The following is a 17,518-nucleotide window of genomic DNA, read 5'->3' on the forward strand; positions in this document are numbered from 1 at the left end:
CCCGCCGCACCGCCGGTTCCCGGCGGCGGCGAGGTGCCGCCCGCCGGCGCGGGCCGCCCTGGCAGCGGCGCGCTGACCTTCAAGCCGATCCCGCCGAACAAGCTCGACACCCTCGTGGTCCCCAACGGGTACGACCACTCCGTCGTGATCCGCTGGGGTGACGAGGTCGTGCCCGGCGCGCCCGCGTTCAGCCTGGGCCGGCAGACCGCCGCCGCCCAGTCCAAGCAGTTCGGCTACAACAACGACTTCGTCGGCGTGCTGCCGATCGACAGGCGGCGCGCGCTGCTCGTGGTCAACCACGAGTACACGAACGAGGACCTGATGTTCCCCGGCTTCACCGGCCAGGACGCGCTCACGGTGGAGCAGGTGCGGGTGGCGATGGCCGCGCACGGCATGTCCGTGGTCGAGCTGGAGCGGGTGGAGAACACCGGGCAGTGGCGGCCGGTACGGCGCGGCCGGCGCGAGTACAACCGGCGGGTCACCGCGCTGGCCACGAAGTTCGAGCTGACCGGCCCGGCCGCCGGCTCGGCGTGGCTGCGTACCGCCGCCGACCCGAAGGGCCGGACGGTGATCGGCACGCTCAACAACTGCGCCGGTGGCGTCACCCCGTGGGGCACCGTGCTCTCCGGCGAGGAGAACTTCAACCAGTACTTCGTCGGCGGCGACGGCGCGCCCGAGGAGCAGAAGCCGAAGCTGGCCCGGTACGGCATCCCGACCGACGTGCGTCACCCGAGCGGCAGCCGCAAGTGGGAGCGGGCGGACGAGCGCTTCGACCTGGCCAAGCACCCCAACGAGGCGAACCGGTTCGGCTGGGTCGTCGAGATCGACCCGTTCGACCCGCAGGCCAAGCCGCGCAAGCACACCGCGCTGGGCCGGTTCAAGCACGAGGGCGCGAACGTCATCGTGGCGCGCAACGGCCGGGTGGTCGCGTACATGGGCGACGACGAGCGCTTCGACTACCTCTACAAGTTCGTCTCGGACAAGAAGTTCATGCCGGGGCAGTCCTCGGTGGCGCGGCGGCACAACCTGACGCTGCTGGAGTCGGGCACGCTCTACGTGGCGAAGATCGAGGGCGACAGCCCGGCCGCCGAGATCGACGGTTCCGGCACGCTCCCGGCCGACGGCGGGTTCGGCGGCCGGGGCCGCTGGATCAAGCTGGTCAGCGGCAACCGCTCGTACGTCGACGGCATGACCGCCGCCGACGTACTCACCTTCACCCGGCTGGCCGGGGACAAAGTCGGCGCCACCAAGATGGACCGCCCCGAGGACGTCGAGCCGAGCCTGCTCACCGGCAAGGTCTACGTGGCACTGACCAACAACAGCGACCGCGGCAAGGCCGGCAAGGCGCCCGCCGACGAGGCGAACCCGCGCAACAGCAACCGGCACGGGCAGATCCTGGAGCTGGTCGAGGACCGCGGCGACAACACCGCCGAGACCTTCGCCTGGTCGCTGCCGATCGTCTGCGGCGACCCGGCGGACGCCTCGACCTACTTCGCCGGGTACGACAAGACGAAGGTCTCGCCGATCTCCTGCCCGGACAACGTCGCCTTCGACGCCACCGGCAACCTGTGGATCTCGACCGACGGCAACGCGCTGGGCAGCAACGACGGCCTGTTCGCCACCGCCGTCGAGGGTCCGGAGCGGGGTCACCTGAAGCAGTTCCTCACCGTGCCGCTCGGCGCGGAGACCTGCGGCCCGTTCATCACCGGCGACAACCGCTCGGTCTTCGTGGCCGTGCAGCACCCCGGCGAGGTGTCCGGCGCGTCGGTGGAGAACCCGGCCTCCACCTGGCCGGACGGCGACTTCGCCAAGCCCGGCGTGGTGGTCACCTGGCGCCTCGACGGCGGCCCGGTCGGTAGCTGACCCACCCCCTGGGCGGTCCGGCGCTGGACCGCCCCGCGAGGGGCCGCCGACCCACCAGGTCGGCGGCCCCTCGTCGGTTGTGGGAGACGATCCGCAGGCGATCGGCCCGCGCGGCGAGTCAGTTCTCGGAGGCGATCCCGTCGGCGATGGCGCGCGCGGCGGTGAGCAGTTTGGCGCGGACCACCCGGGCCGAGGTCATCATCTCGCCGGCCGGCAGCGCGCACGCCAGCACCACCCGGCGCTCGATGTCCTTGTCCGGGCTGACCAACACCGCGGCGCACGCCACGCCCTGCCGGAACTGCCCCAGCTCCAGCTGCATGCCGCGCCGGTCACCGGCGGCCAGGTCCGCCTCGAACGCCTCGACGGTGGTGAGGGTGGCCGTGGTGAACGGGCGCATGCCGTACTCGCGCAGGTAGCGGAAGCGCTGTTCGGTGGTGAGCGTGGCAAGGAGGCTCTTGCCCAGCGCGGTGGCGTGTGCGCCCTCGTCGAAGCCCGGCACCAGGTCTTCCATGTAGGGCGAGCGCGGCCCCTCGGCGGACGCGGTCACCGCCACCTGCCCGCCGACGAAACGGCCGAGGTAATGGCTCCAGCCGGTGTCCGACGCCGCGCGGCGCAGCGCCTCACCGACCGCCGGCGGCCCCCGGAACGCGGTGACCAGCTCGCGGTAGCGGTCGGCCACCTCCAACCCCACGATGTACGTCCCGTCCTCGCGCCGGATCACGTAGCCCTCGTACGCGAGCGTGCGCACCAGGTGGTACGTGGTGGCGACGGTCAGCTCGCAGCGCCGGGCGATCTGCTTCACGGTGAGCCCTCTCGGCGCACGGCCGACCGACTCGAGCACTCGAAGCGCGCGAGACACGCTACGGATCAGGTCCGAAGGTTCCGCCAAGGGGTCGCGCACAACCACCTCCGCCGCCGGGGACTTACACCATATGAAAAACCGGCCGAGTGCGAAATGCCTGTTCGGATGGAGGATGCCAGAAGACCAGACACAGACAGTGTGTCGACGGACACGATGAGCAGCCAAAACGTCCGGCGTAAGGTGTGCTCGCGATGACTGAAACAGTTTCGCGAGCCGCCCCTCCGGCGTCCCGGCACGCCGTCACGGTCGGCGCCGGCGCCACCCTCACCACGATCGTGTGCGTCCTGCCCGTCTTCCTGGTCGGTGGTCTCGCCGTCCAGCTCGCTGACGAACTCCGCTTCAGCCCGGCCGGGCTGGGCCTGGCCGTCTCGATCTACTTCGGCGTGAGCGCGCTCGCCTCGGTGCCCTCCGGCGCCCTGGTCGAGCGCTTCGGCTCGGCCCCGGTCGCCCGGGCCGCCATCCTGCTCTCCGCCGCCTCACTGCTGGCGGTGGCCGGGCTGGCCCGGTCGTACCCGGTCCTGGTGGCCCTGCTGGCCCTCAGCGCCGCCGCAAACGCCCTCGGGCAGCTCGCCAGCAACGCCGCGCTGGCCGAGCACGTACCCGCCCACCGGCAGGGCCTCTCGTTCGGCGTGAAGCAGGCCGCCGTACCGGCCGCCACGCTGCTGGCCGGTCTGGCGGTCCCCACTGTCGCGCTCACCGCCGGCTGGCGCTGGGCCTTCGTGGCCGCCGCGGTGGCCGCGCTCGCCGTGCTGCCGGCCGTACCCCGCGCCGGAGGGGATCGGCGGGCCCGCACCGCCTCCGGTCGCCGTCCGGGCGGCACCGGCCCGCTCGTGGTGATCGGGCTGGCCGCGACGCTGGCGGCCGCCGCGGCGAACGCCCTCGGCACGTTCCTGGTCGACTCGGCGGCGGCGCGGGGCCTCTCCCCCGGCCTGGCCGGCCTGACACTGACGCTGGGCAGTGTGGTGTGCGTGCTCGCCCGGGTCGGCGTCGGCTGGCTGGCCGACCGGCGAACCAGCGGGCACGTCGGGCTGATCGCCGGGATGCTGCTGACCGGATCGGTCGGCCTGATCCTGCTCGCGGTGGCCGGCTCGGCGCCGCTGGTAGCGGGCGTGGTGCTCGGCTTCGGTCTCGGCTGGGCCTGGCCGGGGCTGATGAACTTCGCCGTGGTCCGGCTCCACCCGCAGGCCCCGGCCGCCGCCACCTCGATCACCCAGACCGGGGTGTACGCGGGCGGCTGCCTCGGTCCGCTCGGCCTGGGCGCGCTCGCCGGCGCGGCGGGCTACCCGGCGATGTGGCTGACGGCCGCCACAGCGATGCTCCTGGCCGCCTTCCTGATGCTGCTGGGCGCCCGCCTCCTACGCCCCACCCCCACCCCCACCCTCCCCTGACCGTCCGCACCGGCCCCCGCCCCCATCGCGACGATCATGAGGTTGGCGGTGCGACACGCCGGGGTGGGCGACCGTCAACCTCATGATCGACGGAGCCCGAGCGGGTGGGTGGGGCGAGGGGGGTCAGCTGGTGCGGTCGGCGATGTAGTCGCAGAGGGACTCCAGCGCGCGACGCGCCGGACCCTCGGGCAGCGGAGCCAGCCGGGCGCGTGCGTCCTCGGCGTAGCTGCGCACCGTCTCCCGGGCACGCTTGAGCGCCGGCGACTCACGCAGCAGGCCCAGCGCCTCGGCGTGCAGCGCGTCGTCCACCAGCGGGCCGGTGGCCAGGATCTCGCGCAGCCGTACGCTCGCCGCGTCCGCGTCGTCGGAGGCCATCGCGTAGAGCACCGGCAGGGTGGGTACGCCCTCGCGCAGGTCCGTGCCGGGTGTCTTGCCGGACTGGACCGACTCGCTGGCGATGTCCAGCAGGTCGTCGGAGAGCTGGAACGCGACACCGATGATCTCGCCGTACTCGGCCAGGGCCTCGACGTGCTCGGGCGCCGCGCCGCCGAACATGCCGCCGAAGCGGGCCGAGGTGGCGATCAGCGAGCCGGTCTTCTCGGCGATCACGTGCAGGTAGTGCGCGACCGGGTCGGTGTCGCGCGGGCCGACCGTCTCGGCGATCTGGCCGTGCACCAGCCGGGCGAACGTGCGCGCCTGCAGGCGTACCGCCTCGGGGCCCAGGTCGGCGGCGATGTCCGCGGCCCGGGCGAAGAGGTAGTCGCCCACCAGGATGGCGACCGAGTTGGTCCAGCGGGAGTTGGCGCTCGGGGCGCCACGCCGCACGGCGGCCTCGTCCATCACGTCGTCGTGGTAGAGCGTCGCCAGGTGGGTGAGCTCCATCACCACGGCGGCGGGGACGACCTGGTCGGCCTCCGGGTCGCCGAACTGGGCGCCCAGCGCCACCAGCAGCGGACGGAACCGCTTGCCGCCGGCCTCGACCAGGTGCCGGGACGCCTCGGTCACCAGCGGATCGGCGCTCGCCACGCTCGCCCGCAGGCTCGTCTCGACCCGGTCGAGCACGCCCAGCACGGAGGCTTCGACGCGCGGGTCGGCGAGGTGCAGGCCGAGCGCGCCGAACTGACCTGAACGCTCGCCAGCCGGGTTCGCCACGTCCTCAACCATGCCACACCCGTTCGACCTGCTCGTCGACGGGGATACGGGCCGGGGGCCGGTACGCCACGGCGTACCGGCCCCCGGTGGGAACACCTCTGTCATCTGACGAATTCGGCGGCGCCGGTGGTCAGGTCGAGCAGCGGGCCGGGCACCACGCCGAGGACCAGCGTGGCGAGCACGCCGATGACCAGGGCGGCCGAGGTGAGCGCGCCGGGCACGGTCACCGTCGGCGTGGACTCGCCCGGCTCGGACAGCCACATCATCACCACGACCCGCAGGTACGGGAAGGCCAGCACCATGCTGGTCAGCACGCCGGCGATCACCAGCCACGCCTGGTTCGCCTCCAGGGCCGGGCCGAAGACCGCGAACTTGCTGGTGAAGCCGCTGGTCAGCGGGATACCGGCGAAGGCCAGCAGGATGAACGTGAAGATCGCCGCGAAGAACGGTGACCGGCGGCCCAGCCCGGCCCAGCGGGACAGGTGGGTGGCCTCCCCGTCGGCGTCACGCACAAGCGTCACCACCGCGAACGCGGCGAGCACCGAGAAGCCGTACGCGGCCAGGTAGAACATGGTGCCGGAGAGCCCCTCACGGCTGGGCGCCAGCACACCGACGAGCAGGTAACCGGCGTTCGCGATCGACGAGTACGCCAGCAGGCGCTTGATGTCGGTCTGGGTGACCGCCAGCACCGCGCCGACCAGCATGGTCAGCACCGCGATCGCGCCGAGCACCGGGGTGAAGTCCCAGGAGGCCCCGGCGAACGCCACGTGGAAGACGCGCAGCAGCGCACCGAACGCGGCGACCTTGGTGCAGGCCGCCATGAAGCCGGTGACCGGGGTCGGCGCGCCCTGGTAGACGTCCGGCGTCCAGACGTGGAACGGCGCGGCGGCGGCCTTGAACAGCAGGCCGATGGCGAGCAGCGCCATGCCGGCGAACAACAGCACCGGGCTGGACGGGGAGTCGGTGACCGCGGCGTGCACGGTGGCGAAGTCGACGCCGGCCGTACGGCCCGGGATCCCGGAGGTGAAGCCGTAGATCAGGGCGACACCGAACAGGAAGAACGCCGAGGCGTACGCGCCGAGCATGAAGTACTTCAGCGCCGCCTCCTGGCTCAGCAGACGCCGGCGGCGGGCCAGCGCGCAGAGCAGGTAGAGCGGAAGCGAGAAGACCTCCAGCGCGACGAACATGGTCAGCAGGTCGTTCGCCGCCACGAAGATCAGCATCCCGCCGATCGCGAACGACATCAGCGGGTAGACCTCGGTGGCACCGCCGACGCCCTCGGCCTGTCGCCGGTCCTCGGCCGACTCGGCGGTGACCGCGGCGTGCGCCACGAACGCGCCGCCCCGCTCGACAGTGCGCTCGCCGACGAGCAGCAGCGCCATCACCGCGAGCACCAGGATGGCGCCCTGCAGGAACAGCGTCGGGCCGTCGATCGCGATGGCGCCGCCGATGGTGATCAGCCGGTCGTCGGAGTTCAGGATCACCATGACGATCGCGGCGAGCATCGCCACCAGGGCGAGCCCGAGTTGCACCGCGTTGCGCAGGCGGCGCGGCACGAACGCCTCGACCAGGACCCCGAGGAGCGCCGCGCCCAGCATGATCAGGATCGGAGCGAGCGCCGCGTAGTCGATCGACGGCAGCTTGAGCTCGGTCATTTTGCGGCCTCCTGGACGCTGCCGACCTCAGGGGCGGGGTCGGACTTGCCGACGTCCTGCATGGTCGCCTGGACGGCGGGATTGATGACATCGGTGACCGGCTTCGGATAGAAGCCGAGCAGCACGATCAGCGCGATCAGCGGCGCGACGACCACCTTCTCGCGCAGGGTGAGGTCGCGTCGCATGCCCTCGACCTCGGTCAGCGCCGGGTTCAGCGTGCCCTGCGTGGTGCGCTGCACCATCCACAGCACGTACGCCGCCGCCAGGATGATGCCGAGCGTGGCGATCACCGCGACCGGCTTGTTGACGGTGAACGTGCCGATCAGCACCAGGAACTCGGAGACGAACGGTGCGGTGCCGGGTAGCGCCAGCGAAGCCAGACCGGCGAAGAACAGCACGCCGGCGAGCACCGGGACCAGCTTGCCCGCGCCACCGAAGTCGCTGATCAGCGCCGAGCCGCGCCGGGCGATCAGCATGCCGACCACGAGGAACAGCAGGCCGGTGGCCAGGCCGTGGTTGAGCATGTAGAGCACCGCACCGGTGCCGGCCTGGGTGGTGAACGCGAAGATGCCGACGCCGATGAACCCGAAGTGCGCGATCGAGGTGTACGACACCAGCCGCTTCAGGTCGTTCTGGCCGACCGCCAGCAGCGCGGCGTAGATGATGCCGATGACACCGAGCGCCAGCGCCCACGGCGCGAACCAGCGCGACGCCTCCGGGAACAGCGGGAGGCAGTAGCGCAGGATGCCGAACGTGCCGACCTTGTCCAGCACGCCGACCAGCAGCGCGGCGGCGCCGGCCGGGGCCGCGCCACCGGCGTCCGGCAGCCAGGTGTGGAACGGGAAGAACGGCGCCTTGATCGCGAAGGCCACGAAGAAGCCGAGGAACAGCCAGCGGGCCGTGTCGGTGGCGAACTCCGCCTGGCTCAGCGCCTGCCAGTCGAAGGTCTTCCCGCCGACCACCCAGAGGCCGATCACCGCGGCCAGCATGAACAGACCGCCGACCAGCGAGTAGAGGAAGAACTTCACCGCCGCGTACTGCCGCTGGTGGCCGCCGTAGCTGCCGATCAGGAAGTACATCGGCACCAGCATGACCTCGAAGAACACGTAGAACAGGAAGACGTCGGCGGCGGCGAAGACGCCGATCATCGTGCACTCGAGGACGAGCAGCAGCGCGAAGTACGCGGGCACCGAGCGCTTCGACGCCTCGGCGTCGTGCCAGGACGCCAGGATCACCAGCGGCACCAGGATCGCGATCAGCATCAGCATGACCAGCGCGATGCCGTCCACCTCGAAGGTGAAGCTCACGCCCCAGTTCGGGATCCACGGGTACGACTCGCGGAACTGGAACCGGTCACCACCGGCGGAGAAGGCGAACCACATCACCACCGAGAGCACCAGCACCAGCAGCGACCAGCCGAACGCCACCAGCTTGGCCAGGTCCGGGCGGCTGCGGGGCAGCAGTGCCACCACCAGGGCGCCGACCAGCGGCGCCACGGTCAGCACCGAGAGGAACGGGAAGTTGGACATTATTCGGCCTTACCTCCGTCGTGACTGCGTGGCCCGCCGGCGGGGGCGGCCGCGTTGAGGTCGATCACGCCAACCACCCCGCCTGCACCGCCAGGAACGCCGCCACCACGAGCAGCGCGCCGGTCAGGATCGAGGTCGCGTACGACCGCACGAAGCCGGTCTGGAGCCGCCGGAGCCGGCCCGAGCCCCCGCCCACGGCGGCGGCCAGGCCGTTGACCAGCCCGTCCACGCCCCGGTTGTCGAGGAACACCAGCGCCCGGGTGAGGAAGATGCCCGGCTTCTCGAAGACCGCCTCGTTGAAGGCGTCCGTGTAGAGGTTCCGGCGGGCGGCGGTGACCACCACGCCGGCCGGCTGCGGCTCGGTGGCCGTACCGGAGCGGAACAGGAACCAGGCCAGCCCGGCGCCCAGCACGGTGACCAGCAGCGACAGCGCGGTGAGCAGCCAGTGCGCCAGCACCGGCGCGTGCTCCCCGCTCTCGGCGGCGAGTCCGTTGGTGGCGGTGAGCCAGTCCGGCACGGAGGTGGCGAGCAGGAAGCCCGCGCCGACCGAGCCGACCGCCAGCAGGATCAGCGGGATGGTCATCAGCTTCGGCGACTCGTGCGGGTGCTCGATGTCCTCGGTCCAGCGCTTCGGCCCGTGGAACGTGAGCACGAACAGCCGCGTCATGTAGAACGCGGTGAGCCCGGCGCCGAGCAGCGCGGCCATGCCGAACAGCCAGGCCGTCCAGCCCTCCCGCTCGAACGCGGCCACGATGATCGGCTCCTTGGAGAAGTAGCCGGAGAACGGGAACATGCCGATGATGGCGAGCCAGCCCATCATGAACGTCAGCCAGGTGACCTTCATGTACTTGGACAGCCCGCCGAAGCGGCGGATGTCCACCTGGTCGTTCATGCCGTGCATGACGGAGCCGGCGCCGAGGAACATGTTGGCCTTGAAGAAGCCGTGCGCCAGCAGGTGCACGATGGCCAGCGCGTACGCGCCACCGCCGAGACCGACGCCCAGGAACATGTAGCCGATCTGGCTCACCGTCGACCAGGCCAGCACGCGCTTGATGTCGTCCTTGGCCGCGCCGATGATGCAGCCCATCAGCAGCGTGAGCGCACCGACGCTGACCACCACGAGCTGGAGCGTCTCGTTGGCCGAGAAGATCGCGTTGGAGCGGGCGATCAGGTAGACGCCGGCGGTGACCATGGTGGCCGCGTGGATGAGCGCGGACACCGGGGTCGGGCCCTCCATCGCGTCCGGCAACCACGCCTGGAGCGGGAACTGACCGGACTTGCCGGCCGCGCCGAGCAGGAGCAGCAGGCCGAGCACCAGCACGGTGGTCGAGGTCATCGAGCCGACCCCGTTGAACACCTCGTCGTACTGGGTGGTGCCGAGCACGGCGAACATGATGAAGATGCCGATGGCCAGGCCGGCGTCGCCGACCCGGTTCATCAGGAACGCCTTCTTGCCGGCGGTGGCCGCGCTGGGCCGGCCGTACCAGAAGGAGATCAGCAGGTACGACGCCAGGCCGACGCCCTCCCAGCCGAAGTAGAGCATCACGTAGTTGTTGCCGAGCACCAGCAGGAGCATGGCGGCGACGAACAGGTTGAAGTACGCGAAGAACAGCCGCCGGCCCGCGTCGTGCGCCATGTACTCCACGGCGTAGAGGTGGATCAGGAAGCCCACCCCGGTGATCAGCAGGACGAAGACCGCGGCCAGCGGGTCGAAGAGCAGACCGAAGTCGACCTTCAGGTTGCCGACCGCCATGAAGTCCCAGAGGCTCAGCTCGACCTGCTTGTTCTCCAGCCCGCGCAGCTGGAGGAAGTAGGTGAGCCCGAGCACGAACGCGGCGCCGATGGCGCCCACGCCCAGCCAGTGGCCCCAGCGGTCGGCCCGCTTGCCGAGCAGCAGCAGGATCGCCGCGCTGACCAGCGGGATCGCCACCAGCAGCCAGACACTGCCCAGCATCCCGTCCGCCGTGGCGAAGGTGACGGCTTCGGCTGGCTCAGACTGGGCGATCGTCAGAATCTGTTCCACCACGAGCCCCTCAGTACTTCAGCAGGTTGGCGTCGTCGACGCTGGCCGAGCGCCGGGTCCGGAAGATCGCCATGATGATCGCGAGCCCGACCACGACCTCGGCCGCCGCGACCACCATCACGAAGAACGCCATGATCTGGCCGTTCAGGTCGCCGTTGATCCGGCTGAACGTGACCAGGGTCAGGTTGGCCGCGTTGAGCATCAGCTCGATGCACATGAACAGCACGATCGCGTTGCGCCGGACCAGCACGCCCACGGCGCCGATGGTGAACAGCACCGCCGCGAGGATGAGGTAGTAGTCCGGGGTCATTTTTCGGTCCCCTTCGGTGCGGTCTCCTCAGCCGTCAGCTCACGCACCGGCATGATCTCCGGGATGCTGCGGTCGGTCAGCCGGCCGTCGGGCAGACGGGCCGGGGTGGCCACCGAGGAGGACGTGGCGTAGACGCCCGGGCCGGGCTTCGGTCCGGGGTAGTTGCCGGGGCGGAACCGCGCCTTCATGGTGGCGATCTGGTCCATCCGGTCCGCCTTGCGCCGCTCCACGTGCGCCAGCACCATCGCGCCGACGGCGGCGGTGATCAGCAGCGCCGAGGTCAGCTCGAAGGCGAAGACGTACTTGGTGAACAGCAGCCGGGCGATGCCCTGGACGTTGCCCTCGCCGTTGGCCTCGTCGAGCCCGACCGGCTGGACGCCGTCGAGCGCGCGGTAGAGGCCGGTGCCCACCAGGCCGGCGAAGCCGAGCCCGAGGACCACGGCGGCGACCCGCTGGCCGCGCAGCGTCTCGATGAGCGAGTCGGACGCGTCCCGGCCGACGAGCATCAGCACGAACAGGAACAGCATCATGATCGCGCCGGTGTAGACGATGATCTGCACCATGCCGATGAACGGCCCGGCCTGGAGCACGTAGAACACGCCCAGGCAGAGCATGGTCAGCACCAGCCAGAGCGCGGAGTGGACCGCGTTGCGGGCCCACACCATGCCGACCGCGCCGAGCAGGGCCAGCGGGGCGAGGATCCAGAAGGTGACCTCCTCACCCCCGGACACCTGGCCGGCGGCGGCGAGCACCGTTGCCGAGGTCATGCCTTGCCTCCCTTGCCCGCCGCGGCGGCGGACCGCTGCTCGGCCTGCTCGGCGCCGGGGAAGGTCACGCCCGGGTGCTCCTCCACCTGGTACCGGCCGGGGCCCATCGGCGAGCGCTCGGCGCCGGCCGAGGTGCCCGGGTTGGTGAGCGCGCCGACGTAGTAGTCCTTCTCGCTGTCGCCCAGCCGCATCGGGTGCGGCGGCTGCTCCATGCCTTCGAGCAGCGGAGCGAGCAGCTGCTCCTTGGTGAAGATCAGGTCCTGCCGGTTGTCGCGGGCCAGCTCGTACTCGTTGCTCATGGTGAGCGAACGGGTCGGGCAGGCCTCGATGCAGAGCCCGCAGAAGATGCACCGGGCGTAGTTGATCTGGTAGGTGCTGGCGTACCGCTCACCCGGGGAGAAGCGCTGCTCCTCGGTGTTGTCGCCACCCTCCACATAGATCGCGTCGGCCGGGCAGGCCCAGGCGCACAGCTCGCAGCCGATGCACTTCTCCAGCCCGTCCGGGTGCCGGTTGAGGATGTGCCGCCCGTGGTAGCGCGGCGCCGAGACCGGCGGCTTGAACGGGTAGTCGGTGGTGACGACCTTCTTGAACATGTGCGAGAAGGTGACACCGAAGCCCTTGAACGTTCCGGTGATCGCGCCCACGTCACACCTCCCTGGAGTCCGGGCCGGCGACCACGTTGGCCGGCTCCCGCTCGGCGAGCACGCGCTTGGTACGCGGGCTCGGCGGAACCTGAAGATCCATCGGCGGCAGCGGGAAGCTGCCGTACGGCCGGGTGTCCGCCTGCTCCTGCAGCGACGGCTTCGGCTCCTTCTTCCGAGACGGCCAGAAGAGCGTGGCCAGCAGCAGCACGCCCGCGCCGACGGCGGTGACGAGCAGCCGGTCCCGGGTCTGCCAGTCCTCGATCGAGCGCAGCCCGGCGAGCACCATGATCCAGACCAGGTTCAGCGGCAGCAGCACCTTCCAGCCGAACCGCATGAACTGGTCGTACCGGAGCCGGGGCAGCGTGCCGCGGAGCCAGACGAAGACGAACACCAGCATGATGACCTTGCCGAAGAACCACAGCATCGGCCACCAGCCGTCGTTGGCGCCCGACCAGATGGTGATCGGCCACGGCGCGTGCCAGCCGCCGAGGAACAGCGTCACGGTGAACGCCGACATGGTCACCATCGCGACGTACTCGCTGAGCATGAACAGCGCGAACTTCAGCGAGCTGTACTCGGTCTGGAAGCCGGCCACCAGCTCCGACTCCGCCTCGGGCAGGTCGAACGGCGCCCGGTTGGTCTCACCGACGATGGCGATGAAGAACATGATGAAGCTGGGCAGCAGCAGGATCGCGTACCAGCCGGGCGCGGCGAGGTCGAAGCCGCCGATGCTCAGCCGGGTGCCGTCGCCCTGCGCGGCGACGATCCCGCTCGTCGACATGGTGCCCGCGGTCATGAACACCGCGACCACGCTCAGGCCCATGGTGACCTCGTACGAGACCAGCTGGGCCGCCGAGCGCAGACCGCCGAGCAGCGGGTAGGTGGAGCCGCTGGCCCAGCCGCCGAGCACGATGCCGTACACGGCGAGCGAGGAGAAGGCCAGCACCACCAGCACCGCCACCGACACGTCGGTGACCTGCAGCGGCGTCCGGTGCCCGAAGATGCTCACCATCGGCCCGAACGGGATCACCGACAGCGCGGTGACCGCGCAGACCACGGAGATCACCGGGGCGAAGAAGTAGACGACCTTGTCGGCCTTGCGCGGGAGGATGTCCTCCTTGAAGGCCAGCTTCACGCCGTCGGCGAGCGTCTGGAGCAGACCGAACGGGCCGGCCTGGTTGGGGCCGGGCCGCACCGCCATGCGGCCGACGACCCGGCGCTCGAACCAGACGCCGAGCAGCGTGGCCGCCACGGCGACGACGAACGCGAACAGGATCTTGCCGAGGACCAGCCACCACGGGTCCTTGCCGAAGTCGGCAAGCGTCGGGTCCTGCGCCGCGAGGATGACGGGGTTCACTGCACCCACCTTTCGTTCCCGACTGCGGAGACGCTCACCACGTCGCCGGACGTCGCGCCGAGGCCGCGCCGCACGGTGGAGCCGGGTGAGTTGGTCGGCAGCCAGACGACGCCGTCGGGCATCTCGGTGATCGCCGCCGGCAGCGTGATCGCGCCGCGGTCGGTGCCCACCGTGACCGGGTCACCGTCGGCGACACCGAGCGCCTCGGCGGTGCCCTTGCCGAGCCGGACCACCGGCGGGCGGGCGGTGCCGGCGAGGTGCTCGTCGCCGTCGGTGAGGCTGCCCAGGTCGATCAGCTGGTGCCAGGTGGCGAGCACCGCCTCGCCCGGTCCGGGCTGCCGAACGGCGGCCGGCTCGACCGAGGGCGCCGACGGACGCTCGACCCGGGTGCGCGGCAGCGCGCCCAGCTCGCGCCGGATGCTCGGCACGTCACCGGTGCCCAGCCGCACGTCGAGCTGCGCGGCGAGCGCGTCGAGGATGCGGGCGTCGGTCATCGCGCCGGTGTCCAGCACCTTCTCGAACGTGCGCAGCCGGCCCTCCCAGTCCAGGAAGCTGCCGGCCTTCTCGACCACCGGCGCGACCGGCAGGACCACGTCGGCGCGGCGGGACACCGCGCTCATCCGCAGTTCCAGGCTGACCAGGAACGGCACCGCGTCCAGTGCGGACTCGGCCAGGCGCGGGTCGGCCAGGTCGGCCGGGTCGACGCCGGCCACCACCAGGGCGCCGATCTGGCCGTTCGCGGCGGCGGTGAGGATGCCGTCGGTGTCGCGGCCGGCCTGGCTGGGGATCACCCCGGCCGGGATGTCCCACGCCTCGCCCAGCTCCGCGCGCGCGGCCGGCTCGGTGACGACCCGGCCGCCGGGGAGCAGGTTGGGCAGGCAGCCCGCGTCGACAGCGCCGCGGTCACCCGCGCGCCGCGGCACCCAGACCAGCCGGGCACCGGTACGCCGGGCGACGTCCGCCGCCGCCGACAGGCCGCCCGGCACCTCGGCCAGGCGCTCGCCGACGATGAGGATCGCGCCGGGCTGACCCAGCGCCTCGGCCACCGTGGCGTGCTCGGCCAGCACGCCGGCCTCCTCGCCGGGCACCACCCGGGCCAGCTTGGCCCCGAGCTTCTCCAGGCCGCGCGTGGCGAACGGCGCGAGCGCGTACACGGTGAGCTTCTTCTTCAGGTACGCCTTGCGCAGCCGCAGGAAGAGGATCGGGCACTCCTCCTCCGGCTCCAGGCCGACGAGCACCACGGCGGGCGCGTTCTCCACGTCCGTGTAGGTCACGTCGGTGACCCCGGCGACGCTGCTGGCCAGGAAGTCGGCCTCCTCGCGGGAGACCGGGCGGGCCCGGAAGTCGATGTCGTTCGTGTGCAGCGCGATGCGGGCGAACTTCGCGTACGCGTAGGCGTCCTCGACTGTCAGCCGGCCGCCGGTCAGCACCGCCGTGCCGGTCGCGCCGTCGCGGGCCGCGCGCAGCCCCTCGGCGGCCCGGGTCAGCGCCTCGCTCCAGGACGCCTCGCGCAGCTCACCGGTCTTCTCGTCGCGCACCATCGGGGTGCTGATCCGGTCGAACGCGCGGGTGTACTGGAAGCCCCAGCGACCCTTGTCGCAGTTCCACTCCTCGTTCACCGCCGGGTCGTCGCCGGCCAGCCGGCGCAGCACCTTGCCGCGCCGCCAGTCGGTGCGCTGGGCGCAGCCGGCCGAGCAGTGCTCGCAGACGCTGGGCGTGGAGACCAGGTCGAACGGGCGGGCCCGGAACCGGTACTGCGCGCCGGTCAGCGCGCCCACCGGGCAGATCTGCACGGTGTTGCCGGAGAAGTAGGAGTTGAACGGGACGTCACCGGCGTCGCCGTCCTCGCCGTACTCCTCGTCCCGGTAGATGTTGATCTCCTCGTGCGAGGAGCGTCCCATCAGGTCGATGAACTTGTCGCCGGCGATCTCCTCGGAGAACCGGGTGCACCGCTGGCAGAGCACGCAGCGCTCGCGGTCGAGCAGCACCTGGGTGCTGATCGGCAGCGGCTTCGGGTACTCCCGCTTGTGCTCGTGGAACCGCGAGTCCGTCCGGCCGGTGGACATCGCCTGGTTCTGCAGCGGGCACTCGCCGCCCTTGTCGCACATCGGGCAGTCCAGGGGGTGGTTGAGGAGCAGCAGCTCCATCACCCCCTCCTGGGCCTTCTTGGCGACCGGGGAGGTGAGCTGCGTCCGCACCACCATGCCGTCGGCGACGGTCTGGGTGCAGGAGGCGACCGGCTTGCGCTGGCCCTCCACCTCCACCAGGCACTGCCGGCAGGCGCCCGCCGGAGCCAGCAGCGGGTGGTCGCAGAAGCGCGGGATCTCGGTGCCGAGCTGCTCGGCGACGCGGATCAGCAGCGCGCCCTTGGGCGCGGTGACCTCGACGCCGTCGATGGTCAGCGTGACGGTCTCGGTCTGCTTGGCTACGTCGGTCATCAGCGTCGCCTTCCAATCGCGACTGCGGGACTCGCAAGCTCGTTCCTCGCGCTCATCAGTGAGCTCCAACCAGAGACTTGTCGGAGAGCTTCGGCGCGGTACGTCCCTCGATGTAGTCGAGGTAGTCCTGCTTGAAGTACTTCAGCGACGAGGTCACCGAGCTGGTCGCGCCGTCACCCAGACCGCAGAACGAACGGCCGAGGATGTTGTCGCAGGTGTCGAGCAGGGTGTCCAGGTCCTCGTGGGTGCCCTGGCCGGCCAGGATGCGCCGGTAGACCCGGACCATCCAGTAGTTGCCCTCCCGGCACGGGGTGCACTTGCCGCACGACTCGTGGTGGTAGAACTCCAGCCACCGGTAGGTCGCGTACACCGGGCAGTCCTGGTCGGAGAAGATCTGCGTGGCGGTGGTGCCCAGGATCGAGCCGGCCGCCGCCACCCCCTCGAAGTCCAGCGGCACGTCCAGGTGCTCGGCGGTCAGCAGCGGCGTCGACGAGCCACCCGGGGTCCAGAACTTCAGGTTGTGCCCGGGCTTCATGCCGCCGGCCAGCTCGATCAGCTCGCGCAGGGTGATGCCCATCGAGCACTCGTACTGGCCGGGGTTGGCGATCCGGCCGGACAGCGAGTAGATCATCGGGCCGGACGACTTCTCCGTGCCCATCGTCTTCCACCAGTCCGCGCCACCGAGCACGATGTACGGCACGCTGGCGATGGTGCCGACGTTGTTGACGACGGTCGGGCTGGCGTACAGGCCGTGGGTCGCCGGGAACGGCGGGCGCAGCCGGGGCTGGCCGCGGAAGCCCTCCAGCGAGTCCAGCAGCGCGGTCTCCTCACCGCAGATGTACGCCCCGGCGCCCGAGTGCACCACCAGGTCCAGGTCGAAGCCCGAGCCGAGGATGTTCCGGCCGAGGTAACCCTTGGCGTACGCCTCGTCGACGGCGCTGCGCAGCCGCCGGGCGGCGTGCACGGCCTCACCGCGGATGTAGATGTACGCCCGGTTGGCCCGGATCGCGTACGAGGCGATGATGACGCCCTCGACCAGCGAGTGCGGGTCGTGGGTCATCAGCGGCAGGTCCTTGCAGGTGCCCGGCTCGCCCTCGTCGGCGTTCACCACCAGGTAGTGCGGCTTCCCGTCGCCCTGCGGGATGAAGCCCCACTTGAGACCGGTCGGGAAGCCCGCGCCGCCCCGGCCACGCAGTCCGGAGTCCTTGATCAGCTGGATCAGGTCGTCCGGGTGCGCGTTGAGCGCCTTGCGCAGGGCGGCGTAGCCGTCCAGCTTCTCGTAGGTGCCGAGCCGCCACGCGTCCGGCGAGAGCCAGCGCTTGGTGAGCACCGGCGTGAGCTTGGCCAGCGTCTCCGGCCGAGGAGTGGTCACTTCCGGACCCCCGTTCCGCTCGCGTCCGCCGGGTCGGCGCCGTCCGCGCCCGTACCGGATTCCGCTTCCTTGAGGTTGCGCTCCTGCGCGCCGGCCGCGTCGCCGGCGGGCTTGCCGTCGCCGGCCGGCGGGTTCGACGCCACGCCGGCCGCCTCGGC

13 protein-coding genes are annotated in these 17,518 nt (G+C 71.2%); 2 read left to right on the forward strand and 11 right to left on the reverse strand.

The features are described from left to right. Positions 1 to 1,863: PhoX family protein (locus tag AC2CHG_RS22040; RefSeq protein WP_484525481.1), on the forward strand; the 1,863-nt coding region annotated here is incomplete at its 5' end. 118 nt (positions 1,864 to 1,981) lie between these two features. Here AC2CHG_RS22040 and AC2CHG_RS22045 read toward each other — a convergent pair. Then, positions 1,982 to 2,764, reverse strand: a complete 783-nt coding sequence (locus AC2CHG_RS22045) for an IclR family transcriptional regulator (RefSeq protein ID WP_013283617.1) — start codon at positions 2,762 to 2,764, stop codon at positions 1,982 to 1,984. A 152-nt stretch (positions 2,765 to 2,916) separates the two neighbouring features. On the opposite strand from AC2CHG_RS22045, the gene AC2CHG_RS22050 reads away from it, so the two are divergent. Beyond that, entirely contained in the window at positions 2,917 to 4,113 is a 1,197-nt protein-coding gene (locus AC2CHG_RS22050; protein WP_402810372.1) for an MFS transporter, read from the forward strand. Between the two features lie 123 nt (positions 4,114 to 4,236). Here AC2CHG_RS22050 and AC2CHG_RS22055 read toward each other — a convergent pair whose 3' ends face one another. The 10 genes from AC2CHG_RS22055 to nuoF form a co-directional block, all read right to left on the reverse strand. Further along, positions 4,237 to 5,277 carry a polyprenyl synthetase family protein gene (locus AC2CHG_RS22055; protein WP_262016130.1) on the reverse strand — a complete coding sequence of 347 codons (1,041 nt, stop codon included), beginning with the start codon at positions 5,275 to 5,277 and terminating at the stop codon, positions 4,237 to 4,239. 89 nt (positions 5,278 to 5,366) lie between these two features. Continuing rightward, complete coding sequence (nuoN, locus tag AC2CHG_RS22060; protein ID WP_262016131.1) at positions 5,367 to 6,920, reverse strand: NADH-quinone oxidoreductase subunit NuoN; 1,554 nt, start codon at positions 6,918 to 6,920, stop codon at positions 5,367 to 5,369. Further along, positions 6,917 to 8,449 carry an NADH-quinone oxidoreductase subunit M gene (locus AC2CHG_RS22065; protein WP_120572072.1) on the reverse strand — a complete coding sequence of 511 codons (1,533 nt, stop codon included), beginning with the start codon at positions 8,447 to 8,449 and terminating at the stop codon, positions 6,917 to 6,919. The genes nuoN and AC2CHG_RS22065 overlap by 4 nt, the downstream gene beginning before the upstream one ends. A 64-nt stretch (positions 8,450 to 8,513) precedes the next feature. Beyond that, positions 8,514 to 10,475 (reverse strand): NADH-quinone oxidoreductase subunit L, encoded by a 1,962-nt coding sequence (gene nuoL / locus AC2CHG_RS22070; protein WP_410054967.1) that lies wholly within the window; start codon positions 10,473 to 10,475, stop codon positions 8,514 to 8,516. A gap of 7 nt (positions 10,476 to 10,482) precedes the next feature. Then, entirely contained in the window at positions 10,483 to 10,782 is a 300-nt protein-coding gene (gene nuoK, locus AC2CHG_RS22075; protein ID WP_013283611.1) for an NADH-quinone oxidoreductase subunit NuoK, read from the reverse strand. After that, positions 10,779 to 11,549 carry an NADH-quinone oxidoreductase subunit J gene (locus tag AC2CHG_RS22080; protein ID WP_262016132.1) on the reverse strand — a complete coding sequence of 257 codons (771 nt, stop codon included), beginning with the start codon at positions 11,547 to 11,549 and terminating at the stop codon, positions 10,779 to 10,781. The genes nuoK and AC2CHG_RS22080 overlap by 4 nt, the downstream gene beginning before the upstream one ends. Beyond that, positions 11,546 to 12,193 (reverse strand): NADH-quinone oxidoreductase subunit NuoI, encoded by a 648-nt coding sequence (nuoI, locus tag AC2CHG_RS22085; protein ID WP_013283609.1) that lies wholly within the window; start codon positions 12,191 to 12,193, stop codon positions 11,546 to 11,548. The genes AC2CHG_RS22080 and nuoI overlap by 4 nt, the downstream gene beginning before the upstream one ends. A 1-nt stretch (position 12,194) precedes the next feature. Then, positions 12,195 to 13,550, reverse strand: coding sequence for an NADH-quinone oxidoreductase subunit NuoH (gene nuoH, locus AC2CHG_RS22090; RefSeq protein ID WP_262016133.1), 1,356 nt, complete (start codon positions 13,548 to 13,550; stop codon positions 12,195 to 12,197). After that, complete coding sequence (locus tag AC2CHG_RS22095; protein ID WP_262016134.1) at positions 13,547 to 15,988, reverse strand: NADH-quinone oxidoreductase subunit G; 2,442 nt, start codon at positions 15,986 to 15,988, stop codon at positions 13,547 to 13,549. Before AC2CHG_RS22095 ends, nuoH begins: the two co-directional genes overlap by 4 nt. Before the next feature lie 55 nt (positions 15,989 to 16,043). Next, complete coding sequence (gene nuoF, locus AC2CHG_RS22100; protein ID WP_484525482.1) at positions 16,044 to 17,360, reverse strand: NADH-quinone oxidoreductase subunit NuoF; 1,317 nt, start codon at positions 17,358 to 17,360, stop codon at positions 16,044 to 16,046. Between the last annotated feature and the right edge of the window lie 158 nt (positions 17,361 to 17,518).

The organism is Micromonospora sp. ATLC20, assembly GCF_057196585.1.

Excerpts from the sequence above, each read along its gene's own strand:
- AC2CHG_RS22065 (WP_120572072.1), bottom strand. The coding sequence starts at position 8,449 with ATGTCCAACTTCCCGTTCCTCTCGGTGCTGACCGTGGCGCCGCTGGTC.
- nuoK (WP_013283611.1), bottom strand. The coding sequence starts at position 10,782 with ATGACCCCGGACTACTACCTCATCCTCGCGGCGGTGCTGTTCACCATC.
- nuoN (WP_262016131.1), bottom strand. The coding sequence starts at position 6,920 with ATGACCGAGCTCAAGCTGCCGTCGATCGACTACGCGGCGCTCGCTCCG.
- AC2CHG_RS22050 (WP_402810372.1), top strand. The coding sequence starts at position 2,917 with ATGACTGAAACAGTTTCGCGAGCCGCCCCTCCGGCGTCCCGGCACGCC.
- AC2CHG_RS22095 (WP_262016134.1), bottom strand. The coding sequence starts at position 15,988 with ATGACCGACGTAGCCAAGCAGACCGAGACCGTCACGCTGACCATCGAC.
- AC2CHG_RS22055 (WP_262016130.1), bottom strand. The coding sequence starts at position 5,277 with ATGGTTGAGGACGTGGCGAACCCGGCTGGCGAGCGTTCAGGTCAGTTC.
- AC2CHG_RS22080 (WP_262016132.1), bottom strand. The coding sequence starts at position 11,549 with ATGACCTCGGCAACGGTGCTCGCCGCCGCCGGCCAGGTGTCCGGGGGT.